The organism is Ferroacidibacillus organovorans (genome assembly GCF_001642725.1).
Classification (GTDB): domain Bacteria; phylum Bacillota; class Bacilli; order Alicyclobacillales; family SLC66; genus Ferroacidibacillus; species Ferroacidibacillus organovorans.
Genome location: NZ_LSUQ01000004.1, coordinates 105,122 through 119,803, shown reverse-complemented (window position 1 = coordinate 119,803; position 14,682 = coordinate 105,122). Strand labels below are relative to the sequence as shown.

At 54.6% G+C, this 14,682-nt stretch carries 10 protein-coding genes and 1 riboswitch; of the genes, 4 read left to right on the top strand and 6 right to left on the bottom strand.

All coding sequences use genetic code 11. From position 1 onward, the window contains the following. The 4 genes from AYW79_RS02455 to AYW79_RS02440 all read right to left on the bottom strand — a co-directional run. On the bottom strand, positions 1-647 hold a 647-nt coding region (locus tag AYW79_RS02455; RefSeq protein WP_156481904.1), incomplete at its 3' end, for a hypothetical protein. Between the two features lie 73 nt (positions 648-720). Continuing rightward, positions 721-5,379 carry an alpha-amylase family glycosyl hydrolase gene (locus AYW79_RS02450; RefSeq protein WP_067561149.1) on the bottom strand — a complete coding sequence of 1,553 codons (4,659 nt, stop codon included), beginning with the start codon at positions 5,377-5,379 and terminating at the stop codon, positions 721-723. A gap of 160 nt (positions 5,380-5,539) precedes the next feature. Next, positions 5,540-6,517 (bottom strand): aldo/keto reductase, encoded by a 978-nt coding sequence (locus tag AYW79_RS02445; RefSeq protein ID WP_067561147.1) that lies wholly within the window; start codon positions 6,515-6,517, stop codon positions 5,540-5,542. 97 nt (positions 6,518-6,614) lie between these two features. Continuing rightward, positions 6,615-7,694: a Gfo/Idh/MocA family protein gene (locus AYW79_RS02440; RefSeq protein ID WP_067561145.1), complete on the bottom strand. Its 1,080-nt coding sequence runs from the start codon at positions 7,692-7,694 to the stop codon at positions 6,615-6,617. A 117-nt stretch (positions 7,695-7,811) separates the two neighbouring features. Then, positions 7,812-7,896, top strand: a riboswitch (cyclic di-GMP riboswitch). Positions 7,897-8,247: 351 nt separating this feature from the next. Between AYW79_RS02440 and AYW79_RS02430 the strand changes: the two genes are divergently transcribed. From AYW79_RS02430 to AYW79_RS02415, 4 genes are all read left to right on the top strand, one after another. Continuing rightward, positions 8,248-9,579: an HD domain-containing phosphohydrolase gene (locus AYW79_RS02430; RefSeq protein WP_143216062.1), complete on the top strand. Its 1,332-nt coding sequence runs from the start codon at positions 8,248-8,250 to the stop codon at positions 9,577-9,579. Positions 9,580-9,661: 82 nt separating this feature from the next. Further along, a complete protein-coding gene (gene hemQ, locus AYW79_RS02425) occupies positions 9,662-10,411 on the top strand; it encodes a hydrogen peroxide-dependent heme synthase (RefSeq protein ID WP_067561139.1) in 750 nt (249 codons plus the stop codon). A 67-nt stretch (positions 10,412-10,478) separates the two neighbouring features. Further along, positions 10,479-11,324: a C39 family peptidase gene (locus AYW79_RS02420; protein WP_067561137.1), complete on the top strand. Its 846-nt coding sequence runs from the start codon at positions 10,479-10,481 to the stop codon at positions 11,322-11,324. A 51-nt stretch (positions 11,325-11,375) separates the two neighbouring features. Further along, positions 11,376-12,170, top strand: coding sequence for a glycosyltransferase family 2 protein (locus tag AYW79_RS02415; protein ID WP_067561135.1), 795 nt, complete (start codon positions 11,376-11,378; stop codon positions 12,168-12,170). A gap of 11 nt (positions 12,171-12,181) precedes the next feature. On the opposite strand, the gene cobT is transcribed toward AYW79_RS02415, so the two are convergent. Both cobT and AYW79_RS02405 read right to left on the bottom strand, forming a co-directional pair. Next, the gene (gene cobT / locus AYW79_RS16040) at positions 12,182-14,065 is read right to left on the bottom strand and encodes a nicotinate-nucleotide--dimethylbenzimidazole phosphoribosyltransferase (RefSeq protein WP_067561133.1); all 1,884 of its coding nucleotides are present in this window, start codon (positions 14,063-14,065) and stop codon (positions 12,182-12,184) included. Between the two features lie 2 nt (positions 14,066-14,067). Beyond that, a complete protein-coding gene (locus tag AYW79_RS02405) occupies positions 14,068-14,661 on the bottom strand; it encodes a histidine phosphatase family protein (RefSeq protein WP_067561132.1) in 594 nt (197 codons plus the stop codon). Between the last annotated feature and the right edge of the window lie 21 nt (positions 14,662-14,682).

The window sequence follows — 14,682 nt, the reverse complement described above, 5'->3', positions numbered from 1 at the left end:
CACTCAAGGCGATCGCCTTGGTCAAACAGATTGCCGAGATGTGCATCCCCGTGTGTCATCGTACAGCGTCCCGCCAGTAAACTTTCGCGCTGTTCACAAAACCACGCGATGCGCGCCGCCTCTTCCTCCCAGTCCACTGACTCCTTTGCAAGCGCGGCGCGGCATGCTTGATGGCCCGTCTCCATCCACGCGCGCGTATCGGCAATGGTGAGCGCCGGCAAAATGCCCTGCCGATGCCACATCCGCGCGTGGTCGGAGAGGGTAACGTGCATCATAACCAGGTGATCCACAATCCGCGTGAGCGCATCGACAGAAAGTGGACGTTTCTCGCGCACAGGGGGTCCCCGGTCTGGCGCGAGGGTCGCGTACCCTCGGTCACTGCAGATGACCCCGACAATCGGTACCGCATATGGCGACAGTTCCCGCGCCGTGAGCGGCGCGATGACACGTTCAAGGTCGTGATGCTCACCGAGGTGCTTCATCACATAGCGATCCATCTTTCCATGCTCATTCTCCACAGCGAGTCGATAAAGTGTGCCGAAACTGCCCTGACGCAACTGCGAAATCGCGCACACACGCAGACCGCGGTCCCCGAAAAAATCCGTCAAGGCCATCTCCCAGCCCTTTGGCAAAAGAACATCTCGCATATCAGCACTCCTAAAAAAAGATGACACCCACACTCTAGCGAGTGGATGCCATCTTGTCGAGCTCTTCAATCGTCTACTTGCTTGGCGGCGTTTGCGGAAGTGTCGCATCCGATGCCGTCACAGGCTGTGTCACCACGTAATCATCTTGATTTTGCGCGGCTACTTCAAACACGAGCGATCCACTCGCGGGCACGCGCAGAACCATCTGACGTTGATCGGCACCGTTTGCTTTGTCCACTGCCCCCTGCGCATCTTTCCCTTGGCTATCCTGTGCCGCCGGAACGGTTTCAATCAAACCGTAAGAGCCGTCACTCGTCTCCTCGTAAACTTTATACGCACTCGCATTCGCGACCGCCGGCAGACTGATCTTCACTTCTTGCTTTTTCACCGTTGCAATCGGTTGCCCGATCGAGAGATTGGCCGCCGGAACGGTCACTGCACATGAACTCGCAGGATTCTGCGCCAATTCCTGACCATCCCCCGCTTTACCCTTTCTGTCTCCCGATAGCGCAAGGACGCGAAACACCTTCGCCCGCGCGCCGCGCAGCGCCGTCACATCAAGACTCAGCGTGTCACGCGACAGCTTCTTCCCGACAGGCTGATACGTCCCATCCGGACGCTTCACATACACGCGATAGCCGCGTGCGCCAGCCACGGGCGTCCACTGCAGCCACGTGTTTGTCGACGTACTCTGCATCATGGCGACCGGCGCGCTAGGATTCGCGATCAGAAGCGCGCCTTGATACGCGCCAAGCGGCAGCGTCACACTTCCATTCGTAACCGTGTACCACTGTCCGCTCAGTTCATCAAGCATCGCTGTCCCATCCGCAACAGTCCCCTGCACAGGAATCGTCACCGTCGAACCACTCGCCGCGTTGTTCATCGCAAATATGGCGGATGCGTCCTGCGCCGGTGCGCCAAACACGTCTTTGCTACCCGTGATCGTGCGTGCAAACGCGTAAACGCCCCCTTGCGTGTAGAGCGGCGTAAACGTCCCCGTCTGAAGCACCGGATTTGCGCCGCGAATCGCGCCAAGCAAGCGATAGTGATTCACCAGATCCGTGTTGGCGCGCCCCCACGGATAGGTTCCGCGATCCAGCGGATCTTTGTAGCCGAGCGTCCCCGCCTCGTCTCCGTAGTAGACTGTCGGATTGCCGGGAAACGCGAACTGGAAGTCCGAGACGAGCTTCAGTTTTGCGATGCCCGTCGCCATATCCGCTGCACTCGGCTGCCATGTTGCCTGCTGATACGCACTCATCGCAGTCGGACTCGGCGCGTTGCTCAAAATGGACAGGATCCGCATCGTGTCGTGCGAATCGACGAGATTCATCAGCGAGTAGAACGACTGTAGCGGATACTCGCTATAAAGTCGCATCAACTCGTTATTAAACCCACTCGCGTCGACCTGCGAATGTGTCACATTGCCATCGTTGTAGTTGCCGCGGAAAAAATCGATTACGGCGTTTCTGAACTGATAATTCATCACAGAGTCAAACGTGTTCCCCTGAAACCAGTTGGTACCATTGTCATTCGTTGCATTGTTCCATATTTCACCGATGATCGCCGCATTTGGATCAATTGATTTGACGGCGCTGCGAAAAGCAGACCACCATGCGACACTAAAATTGCTGTTGTCCGCCGAGTCGAGCCGCCAACCAGACGCCCCTTGCTCGATCCAGTATTTTGCGACTGCGTTCTTTCCGCCGTAGACAAAGTTTTGATAGCTAGGATTACTGGTATTGGCAAGCGGCAGCGTATCAAACCCGAACCACGAATTGTACGGAGAAGCTGGATTGCCCGTCCAGTCAAACCAGTTGTAGTAGGGAGACGTGACACTCGGTTTCTTGTATTGCTGCCACGCCCCCACCGAGTTGTACGTGCCAAACTTGTTGAAGTAGACACTGTTGCTCCCAGTGTCCTCAAACGCCGTGTCCAAGATGATATGCATGCCGCGCGCTTTCGCCGCGCGCACCAGATTCAACCACTCCTGCATCGTGCCAAATCCGGGATCGATCTTCATGAAGTTGCCCGTGTCATACTTGTGATTCGAGCTCGACTGGAAGATCGGATTGAGGTACAGCGTATTGACGCCAAGGCTCTTCAAATAATCAAGTTTGTATTGAATGCCGCGCAAGTCTCCGCCAAAAAAGTCAGAACTCCACTGTCCCGACCCGCGCAGCTTCAGTTCTTGTTGGTAGTTGGGATCCGTCGGGTTTGCCGTGATCGCCGGGTCATACGGAAGACTGTACCAGTTTTTGTGAAATTGAATCGGAACGAGTCCCTCCTGCCCGTTTGGCAGCGTTCCCACCGTTTTGTCGACATTCGGATTCTGGTCATTAGTAATGTTCCCGTTGAAAAAGCGATCTGGGAAAATCTGATAGATGACCGCATGCTTGAGCCACGTTGGCGTCTGATACCCTGCCTGATACACCGAGAGTTGGTAACTCGGCCCACCTGCCGAGAATCCCGGCTGCCCAATTCCCTCAACCTGTGCACCGTTGTCGTCGTAATAGATCGTTTGTCCCTGATACAGCCCCATGAATTGGTACCACATGTCGCCTGTTTGCGTGATATCCGTCGCCGGAATCGTGACTTGCCACCACGAGTAATGGGCTGGATTATCCCCCGTCGCAAGTGCGATCTGGCTTGCACTCATCGCCACAGGAGTCATCGGCAAATCGGTCTCTGCCGCATTTCCCGCCGCGCCCCACAACCGCAATTCTGGATTCACAAGACCGAGCGGTCCGCGCAAGCGTAGTGTTACACTCGTTCCAACGGCGACGGCGCCAAACGGGCTGCGATAAAACGGCTGGAATGAGTCATGTTTCAAATCGTCAAACCAATAGTGTCCCGAGCCGACCGCCAAGAGGGATGTGCGATCGAGCTGACTGTTGACAACGCCGTTGCTGTCTCTCGCCTGTGTGACGACATCAACCGTGTACAACCCCTGCGCGATCCCGGATGGAACCGAAAATTGAACCGAGTTCCACCCCGCGTTTTGCCCCGCAGCGGATGCCACCACCTGTCCGCTCGCGTTGACATAATTCGCGACAGTTGTCCCCGCGCTAAAATCCCCGACGCTGTCATTTGCAGTGATTAAGTCTCCCACGTTCGCGTGTAACGTAGAAAAGGACATTCCACCGACCGGCAACGCAAAATTGTCGTTCGTCGTATCTCCTGTATGCAAACCGTCTCCCGAGAGGCACGCGGTATTCTGACCGTCAAACAGGTTGAAGCGATAATAAATCGTCCCACCGTTTGACGCTGGGATCGTCGCCGTATACAGCTGATAAGGACCGAACGTTTTCCCCGGCGTCATATTGACGGAAAATCCCTTCCCCTGTGCCGTGTCGTAGTAATTCAACACGGCAGAAGTCAAATTTCCGCTGTAGGCGCGAAACCCGATCGTGACGGTTGTTCCAGGCGCGGGATTCGGATTGCTGAGATAGCTGCCCGACTGCGTGGTATAAATGCCATCCCACTGAACCGTCGTCGCACTTGTGAACGGCGCGATAAGCACCGTGGCAGTTTGTGTTTGCCCCCTCGTCGTGATACTCAACGTGTACGTTCCAGCGCCGAGCCCCGCATCTCCGCCAGGCAGTGCAATCGTGAGCGCGGAGGGCGACGTTACAGACGTATCTGCCGTCAGGTTCATCGTCCCATTGACCGCATCGCTGATCGACACCGTCGTCACGCCGCTTTGAAAGTCTGTCCCGATGCCAGAAACAACCAGCGTCGCGCTTGAATATCCTGCCGTTATCGGCTGGGCACCGATACCGATCGTCGCCGCATTCACAGGCAATGAGATGGTTTGTGACGACGACCGCTGATTGGCGTCCGACACAGAGACCGTAAACGAGCCTGAACCGGGTTGCTGTGGGATTCCTGTGAGCGTTCCGCCCGAAGAGAGCGAGAGTCCAACCGGCAGACTCCCATAGGTCGCGCCAGTTACCGTCGAAAAGGTATAGGGAGCCGTTCCACCGATCACCTGAAGTTGTGCAGTGTAGGGGAGTCCGACCGTGGCGGCTGGAAGTGTCGTATTCTGAATCAACGGGGTCGGCGGAAATCCCACAGAAAGCGTATAGTTTGCAGTTTGTGAGGCTCCATAGTTGTCTTTTACCGTCACTGTGACCGGATACGTCCCTGTCGCTAGGGGGGTACCATAAAAGCTTCCGCTCACAAAAGTTAAACCGGACGGAAGTGCACCTTGCTCGCTGTAGGCGTAAGGTTCTGCACCGTCGTTGACAGTAAGAATTGTCGCAGCATAGGACGTATCAAGCGTCGCCGTGGGAAGTGCTGACGTTAGAATCGTCGGCACAGGAGATATCGTCGTCGCATAGGCGTCATTAACCGTTACTGCGGACACAGCGGTTGGCACCACATATGAAAAATTGCTCCCAGGCGCCCAGTTCACCGTTGTCCCGCTGATCTCAACAAATTTGTATTGAAATGCCTCCCCTGGGCTCATCATGACCGTATCGGTGTACACATCAGGCGTTGACGTAGCGTGAAAAGGGCCTACGCCACTCTGTGGCGTCCAGTTGCCCAGTTCTGGCGCATTTCCTGTAACATATACAGCGCCCGACGGCGTCTGCGGCAAAGTCACCTGAAATGTGACAGCCACTTGATTCACTGTGGAAGCGTTTGCAATAAAGCCAGCGAGTGGAAAAGCATTCGTTAACGCGAGCGCGACGGTGAGTGCAGTTGCCAGTTTCCTGGCGCGAACGGCCATTGGAACCCTCCTCATTGCATTCAAAATGTGATTTAAAATTGCATTCAAAAAGTGACGATATAGCCGCCGTGCAAACGTTTGCGCAGCAAAAGAAAAATAGTCTTGAACAATAACATTTTTACGATAATCATAGAAGATTTAAAAGTCAAGCATTTTTATCTCACCCGTTCGCGACGACACGCAAACTCAACTCTTGAATCTCGCTTCGTTCTTCCTCGGTGAGCGAAATGTGCAAAGCTCCTGCATTTTCCTGTGCTTGACGTACGTTTGACGCACCCGGGATCGCAAAGACGAGTTCACCGTGAAGAGTGACCAACGCGTGCAGCGCAATCTGTGACGCAGTGGCCTCATATTTTTTTGCGAACGTTTCCAAGCGATCAATCAGCGGCCGACTCGTCTCAATTCGCTTTGCAGTCACCTGGAGTTTTCGCGCACCACGCAGTACCTTGAGACGCTCTGCGTCACGATGGAAGGCGCCGGTGAGGATTCCTTGCTCAAGCGGGGAGTAAGCGATAATAGATATCCCCAAGTCGTGCGCCGTGTCTAGCACGCCATTTCGCTCAATCCGGCGATCAAGCAGGCTGTACTTCACTTGATTTGAGGCGAGTGGGATGCCATACCCAGCGAGCGCCTTGTGAGCAGCGCGCATTTGTGCAGCGCTAAAATTGCTGACGCCAACCGCGCGAATCAGTCCTTGCTCGTGAAGGCGGGCCATTTCTTTCATTTGACTCGGAATCGACGCGAGCGAGAATGGCTGATGAATCTGGTGAAGCGTGATCGGGTACGGGCTTAGGCACGAGACCCGCTCCGGAAACGTTTGCGCAATGGAAGCAGCGCGTCGTCCTAATGGCCACCATTTCGTTGCGATCACAACATTGTCTGACGCGACGTCAAGTGTTGACAATGCGTGCGCAAGTGCACGCTCTGATCCACCCCGACCATAGATCTCCGCCGTATCAAACCAGTTGATTCCGCCAGCAAGCGTCGTCTCTACGATCTCGCGCACACCCCGTTCCGCGATACTCGACCAATAACCGCCAATCAAACCGCGACCGTTGCTGAATTGCCAGCAACCTAACCCGAGTGCCGACAATTGGAGATCTGTCCTGCCTACGCTTCGCAACTTCAGCCCATCCACAAGACGACCTCCCTCTAACCCTGATCACTCCATCGACAATTTCCTGAATGGTGTCAAACCCATAGCCAAAAAAAGGGGACCGTAGTCCCCCAGCGAGTTAAAAGTAGATTGCCTTGCCTGATTTTGCAGATTCATAAATCGCTTCAAGGATCTGAGTGACGACGTAAGCCTGTTCCGGCAGTACGACAGGTGCGCGATCCTCACGAACCGCTTCAATCCAGAGACGCGCTTCCAGGTCTGCCGCATTCTCCATCTCACCATCGTAGAAATCGACTCCGCCTGCGCCGAGTTCAACATTCGTCGTGTACAATTTCCCGAACTGTTCCCCATTGATGCGCAGACCATCCTGCATGTCAGCGCCACCTTCCGTCCCGGAGAGCGTGCAGCGCGCTTCCCCCACTTGAAGGGTGTTTAGCGCCCAACTGGACTCAAGCAAGATCGTCGCACCGTTCTCCATCGTGACCATGCCAAAAGCGGAATCTTCCACCGTGAACTTTGCAGGGTCCCAAGGCCCCCAGGCATTCGCCGCGTTTTCACGTTTGCCAAGTTTATGGAAAGTCGTTCCTAGAACCGCTTTCGGTTGATAGTTGTCCATCATCCACAGTGCCAAGTCAAGTGCATGCGTGCCAATATCAATCAGCGGTCCCCCACCCTGCTTCTCTTCATCGAGAAAGACACCCCAGGTTGGAACGGCGCGGCGGCGAATCGCGTGCGCTTTCGCAAAATAAACTTCACCCAGTTCGCCCTTGTCACACGTTTTCTTTAAATATTGAGAGTCCGGACGGAAGCGATTCTGGTAGCCGATCGTCAGCTTCTTACCCGTCTCGTTTGCCGCTTCAATCATCCGCTTCGCTTCGGCAGACGTTTTTGCCATTGGTTTCTCACACATCACGTGTTTACCCGCATGGAGTGACGCCACCGTGATCTCTGCGTGACTGTCATTCGGTGTGCAGACGTGAATCACTTCAATACTCTGATCTTTCAATAACTCGCGATAATCGGTATACACCACCGCATCTTCTGACCCATACGAAGCGCGCGCCTTTTCTGCGCGATCCATTTCCAAGTCGCAAAACGCGACAATTGAAACATCCTTGACCTTCTTTAAGCTTGGCAAGTGTTTTCCATTAGCAATTCCGCCACATCCAATGATTCCGACACGCACAAGACGACTCACGTATGCTCCCCCTAAAGCCTCCATTAAAAAATCAATACAAGGCAGAGTGTGAAGCCCTCGTACAGCTTCATGAACTACTATAAACAAATCATTGACAGTACTCAACAAAACTGCTAAATATTAATTAGGCAAACTTACTGAAAAGTAAGGGCGCAAAGCCACGGACCTAAAGCGAGATCGCCAAGGTAGCCGGGTTGCCGGAACCCTAACCGAAAGAAGGGATTTTTGTGTTCAAATTTTTCAAACGTAGCCTTCCTGTGCTCACTTTTACGGTGTGCGCGAGTTTTTTTGCACTCAACCTCTTCGTAATTTCTCCAACAGGAACGTCAACATCAACCTCAACTTCGCACGGCTGGCGTGAGATTTGGTAATCTATCTTCTCCCTTGAGAAAAGTAAAAATTTTGAAAGGAGGATCACGTGTTGACACACGATCCTCCCTGTTGTTCATGTAAAAATAGATTTAATCAAGCAGCTAGACACGTTTCTCTTAAATTTTATCACGCAGCAATCGAATCTTATAAAGCCATTCTCGCATGCGCGAATACTCACGACATGAACGATGCTGTATGGGATGAACTGGGGAAAATATTTGTTCAACTCGGCACAGTGGATCATGCAAGATCCGCATTTATTCAGGCGATCGAGTTAAGTCGCGACCCCGTTCAACGCATTCGCTTTCAAATGCACTTAGCACTCATAGAGCGTCGCAACGGCAAGAATCAAGAGGCTCGTCTCATCCTCGAAAGTTTACTGCAAACTGAAATTCATATACCTTTTATATTACAAGCATCCCTTTTGGGTAATTATGGAATGTTGCTCGGCGAACTCGGCCTACTGGACGAATCCTTACACTTTTTAAATGAGAGTTTGCAAATCGCCCTCGCGCATCAGCTTGATTACATTCTCCCTGAGATATATACAAACCGCGCCATGGCACATCTCGAACTGAATCAATTCGAAAAAGCCAGCGATGATCTCGCAAGAGCGCACCAGTATGGCGATTATGCCTATCTTCCCGCCTATACTGTGCAAACACAACTCGATTTTGCGCTAAACCAGTTGGATGACGCTACGAAAACAGCAAAACGCGCGCTCGACGTCGTGTGGAGAAGTTACCTCCAATTTGAGCGTGAAGAAATCGCCAGCCTGGCGCAAATTTTGGCGATTGTGGCGCATCACGCAGGTGACCCTTCGCTCGCGCTTCGTTTGCTGCAAAAAGCGCTCGTGATGTTTGGACGTGCGCGCAACTGGCGGGCGTGGCAAACGGCGCAAACCTTGCAGGAGTCGTGGAGTGTCCCTTCCCACAAACGCCCCACCTATCCACTGACGCCCGAAGAGTGGACAAAGCTTGAACAGTTTGTCATCCTCTTGGACGTCACAGACGCGCTCGAACTGATCGAACCCAATTTCGCGCATCTGCTCGATGTGCGAACGTTTTACACGAGAGCGCTCGCCGAAGTTTGCCCTGAAACGGCCGCTGATGAAACGTCTGCCGTTTTTCTCAGCAGGCTCGCTGATTACGGGCTCACGATGGTCGAGCCTGAGATCATTAAAAATCCTCATCGCTCGATGGATGCCTGGAAACGCTACCAGCAACACCCGTTTTTCACCCTTGAGATGCTCACGGTCGAATGGCTCCCCGGAAATGTGTATACCGCCATTTTCCACCACCATGAAGCGTACGATGGCACAGGATTTCCCTTTCATCTCGCGGGTGATGAGATTACGCCGCTGGCGCGGATGGTTGCGATCACCGATACATATGCACAGAGCGTGACACGCGGCGTCGCGCATTCGGCCGCTCTTCAAGAAATCAGACAGCTTTCTGGAACGCGTTTTGATCCGCGTTACGTTGCATCCTTCTGTGAGTTATTTCAAATCTGATCGATGGAATGATTTGCGCCCGGGCCCTGAAGTGCGCTACGCTTAGAACGCATAGAATGTGAATGGAAATGAGGCGGCAACAATGAGCGAACCGACCCAAACCATTGAAGGCTGGTATGCATACCACGACTTTCGAACGGTGGACTGGGCATCCTGGAAAAGCATGCCCCCTGAGATGCGACAACAGCGCATCGAATCCCTGCAAGCATACTCGCGCAGCCAACGTGAAATCGAAGGGCGAGAAGATGGAAGCTATGGCGTCTATTTGATCGCTGGCCACAAAGCAGATTTGCTGATCGTTCATTTCCGCAAAACGATGGAAGAGCTTATCGCGTGTAAGACGGAGTTTGAAAAACTGGAGATCTCCGATGAACTGATTCCTGCCTATTCGTATGTATCGATCGTTGAATTGAGCAGCTATTTATCCAAACCGGGCTCCGATCCGAAAGATGATCCACGCCTCAAAGGAAGACTGGAACCAAAACTCAGTACGCAGCCAAAGCACGTCTGTTTTTACCCGATGAACAAGCGCCGAAACGCGGATGATAACTGGTATATGCTTGATAAAGAAAAACGCATTGAACTTATGACCAGCCACGGCATGATCGGTAGATCGTACGCCGGACGAGTCTATCAGATCATTACGGGATCGATTGGATTTGACGACTGGGAGTGGGGTGTCACGCTCTACGCGCAAGATCCACTCGAGTTTAAAAAACTGATCTATGAAATGCGTTTTGATGAAGTGAGCGCTCGCTATGCAGAATTCGGCCCATTCTACGTTGGTCACACAGTAGATGAAGGCGAACTCGCGGCGTGGCTGAACGTTTGAGCGAACGGTTGTTAAGCTGCGCGCAATTCATATCCATCTTATGATCCAACACAACGCATCTTCTGGCATGTCGACGCAAGGATTCTTCGCAAAAAAAAGGCGCGCCGTTCGCGAGTGGCTCCTTCATCTCGGAAGAATTTACCTGATCGTGCCCCTTCTGTCTGCGCTCATCTTCTCACTCTTTCCAAGCACTGCGCTGACCGATTCTCCACTTATGTTGCGGCGACAGTTCCAACTCGAGGGCGCAGCGATGGGGCACACCGATCTATTCTCGGCGCAGGGTGACACTGGGTTACTTTTGCGCGTCACCCGGCTCCGTCAGTTGCCGAGATATCAAAACGGGTGTGAGATTACGAGTCTGGCAATGCTTCTACGCTATCTTCATATCGACGTGTCCTTACCCGAACTTGCCCATAAGATTGCGCGCGATAAAACACCCCTCACGCAGTCTCCAAACGGGGCTATCCTCTCTTGGGGAAATCCGGAACGCGGTTTTGTGGGAAGTATGCGCGGCAACGCGCCAGGCTATGGCGTCTATCACACCCCCATTGCCAATCTGCTCAATCAGTTGGCGCAAAAGCGGGCGCTCGACATGACTGGCAAGCCCTTTCGCGCTCTTCTCACCCTTTTAGGCACAGGGCGTCCAGTCATCGTATGGACCACCATCGACTATACGGCGCACGTCCCCTTTATCACGTGGCAAAGCCCTACCGGGCGCGTGCGCGCAACCTGGCAAGAGCACGTAGTGCTCCTGGTCGGCTACAACGCGCGCGATGTTTATGTGAACAACCCCCTGACAGGGACACGCCAAGCCATACCGCGCAAAACGTTTGAGAGCAGTTACGTCGCCATGGGACGACAAGCGATCACCGTAACATCTCTCGCGCAAAAGCCTGCCCCAAGGCGCGCGTAAGCTTTACGCGGATGAGCCGCCACCAGAAAAGGATCGGGAAGAAGGGGAACTGTGCCTGAGCGAGTGACGATTCTCATTCCCACCTATAATCGACCGCGCATGCTACTGGAATGCGTGCGCGCGATTGCAGCCGATCCATACCCCGCCAAAGAAATTCTCATCATCAATGACGCAGGCAGTCCCATCAGCGATGCGCTGCATCATCTCTCGTCTGGGATGTCGGTTCGCTGCATCGAGCAACCCGTCAATCGCGGACACGTTCACGCCAGGAACACCGGGCTGCGCGAAGCGACGGGTGATTACATCATGTTTTGTGACGATGACGACATTCTCTTGCCAGGTCACGTCACGCGCATGATGCGCCAGATGCGCGAAGGAGGCGACGCCCTCCTCTTTTCTGACGCAGAGATCGTTCACTACGCACACGCAGACGGAGGTCGCAAAATGCGCTCGCGCCACCGTTTCGCCTTTGATCTGGATCCTTTTTTACTTCGCCGCTGGAACACGATCATCCCATCTGGCGTCGTGTATCCGCGAACCTTTCACGACACACTCGGCGCATACGATGAAGACATGCGCGATTACTGGGATTGGGATTTTTGGCTTCGCGCAAGCGCGCTCTTTCCCGCGCGGCGCGTACCTGTCGCGAGTGTTCTCTACATGGTCGGCACAGCCGGAGAAAACCTGTCCCAGTGCACTCCTGCGATGAGTCGGGCGCTCACGCGTTTTGTCGACAAACATCGTCTCGGCCCCCTGCCAGTCAGTTCTTTCGCGTTGATGGCGCAAGACCCGCGCTTGACACCCTTTCTCCGACCGACACGACTCATCTGGGATGGCTCACTCTAATCCACAAGCGACTACACCTTTTGCACGCCCCACGTCTCTTCAAAGAGCAAGTCTTCGAGCGGAATTCGTTTGCGCCATCCAGAGCGCTGCAAAAGCGGTTCCTGTGGCCACTCCAAAGGATAGCCGATGGTGAGCAGTCCAACAGGTTCAACGTGCGGCGGTATGTTCAAGATTTGCTGCACATCGGCGTGCTGGTAGATGCTCACCCAGCCAACCGCCACATTCTCCGCGCGCGCCGCGAGCCAGATGTTTTCAATCGCACAAGAGACCGAAAAGCGATCCGTATCGCGAATCGAGTTGCGCCCCAAGACATGCGCGCCACCCCGCGTGGGATCTGATGTGATGCACACCGTAATTGGCGCCTCACGGATACCCTCCACTTTCAGACGCAAGTAATCATCTCGCCGCTCACCCTCAAAATGAACAGCCGCTGCCATCCGTTCGCGATCGACGACGCGCCACAGCGTCTCCTTCGTTTCTCGGCTTCGGACCACCAAAAAATTCCACGGTTGCATGAACCCGACCGACGGACCGTGATGTCCCGCATCAAGAATCCGGTACAAAACATCATCAGGCAGCGGATCACGCGCAAACTGGCGAATGTCTCGGCGCAAAAAGATCGCCTTGTAGACCGCCGCTCGCTCGTTCTCCGTAAACGCGAGATTCTCTGTTGCATAGGCAAATCCAGGCTCATCCGAGGCGCGCTCGTGCTCATTCTGCACTGCACGCGACACAACCTGAGCCCCAGAGGCGTTGCGATCTGCCGTGGCCGTCAAGGCGCGTGCCAAAGGGTCGCCCGCAGGCACAATTTTTGTCTGTTCACGCGCGAGTTGCTCATCGTGCGCGTGATCGACACTCGCCTCTTCAAACGTCGCCATCTCACGCATAGCGCGCGCGCTCGCCTGTAGCACTGTGAGTGCGAGTGCGGCGCCACTCGCTTCCCCCAACCTCATCCCGAGTTGCAAGACTGGCGTGAGACCCAGTTGTTCAAGAGCGACGCGGTGACCGGGCTCCTCGGACTGATGACCCGCGATAAAATAGCGCACCAGCCGCGGTTCAAGCCGCTGCGCAATGACGCCCGCAACCGTGCTGATGAGCCCATCGAGCAGAATAACCGCGTGTCGCTGTGCGGCACCAATCGCAACGCCTGCAAGTCCCGCTATCTCATAACCACCGATGCATTGAAGCGCCCGAAAGGCGTCGCTGTGCGCATCGCGATGAAGCGCAAGCGCTCTGCGAATCACGTCCACTTTGTGCCGGCGCACCTCCGCGCTCACACCGGTCCCAACGCCAACCAACGCCTCTGGATCCATCCCTGTCAGCGCAGCAAGCAACGCCGCGCTCGTCGTCGTATTTCCGATGCCCATCTCGCCGAGCGCCACCACGCGGCCGCCCGGTTCGGCGAGTGACTGACCAAGCTCAATGCCCGCGAGCAGCGCGCGCGTCGCCTCACTCTCTGTCATCGCCTCTTCTCGCGCAAAATTGCGCGAACCACGACGCACAGCACGCTGAAACAGCAGCGGGTGCTCAACGTTTGTCGCCATGCCCATGTCAACGACGTGCACCTGTGCATTCGCCGTGCGCGCAAGCGCGTTGATCGCGGCGCCTCCCGCGAGAAAGTTGTGCACCATTTGCACCGTCACCTCGGACGGATACGCAGAAACGCCTTCCTCCACGATGCCGTGATCCGCCGCCATTACGACAATGTGCGGATGATCAAAATCGGGCAGTGCGCGCTGCTGAATCCCCGCGCTTTGAATCAGCAAGGTTTCACACATTCCCAGACTGCCACGCGGTTTTGTGAGTTGATTGAGTCGGGCGCGCGCCGCGTTCTCAGCACGCGCGTCTGGCCGTTCAATCTGCGCCAATGCCTCTTCAATCCTGCGATCAAGCATCCTTATTCATCTCCCTTAAAACGAATCGGTTTCGCGTCAAGCGAGTCATAGAACATGTGACCGTGGAGCAACTCCACATCGCTGTGTTTTTCACAATTGCCATAGAGCCGTTCTGCCAGATAGAGCCGCAGGGGACCACCGTGACTCACGACAGCAAATAACCGGTCGGTGCGCGCGGCATTTTCACGCAGTTCACACAGCACCGCGCGCACGCGCGAGGCAACCTGCCGTCCTGTCTCACCGCGCGGCGGACAGCGATCCATTGCGTTTTCATACCATTTTACGGCAGACGATCGATCAAATGACATGACCTCTTCATACGTCATTCCCTCAAAAACCCCAAAATTCATCTCGCGGAGTCGCCCGTCCTGTTCTACAGGCAGATGAACCAGTTCGCCAATCTGCGCGGCGGCGGCAAAAGCGCGCCCTAGATCAGAGGAGAGAACGCGCGCGAGCGGGAGCTTTGCGACACGCTCTGCCACGCGCATAAACGCGACAAGCGCCTTAGGGTCACACGGTGAATCGCTGTGCCCAAGGTACCGTCTCTGCTGATTGGCGAGCGTCTCTGGGTGGCGAATCAAAAGCAAACCGCGCATGAGGTGATCACACTCCCTCTA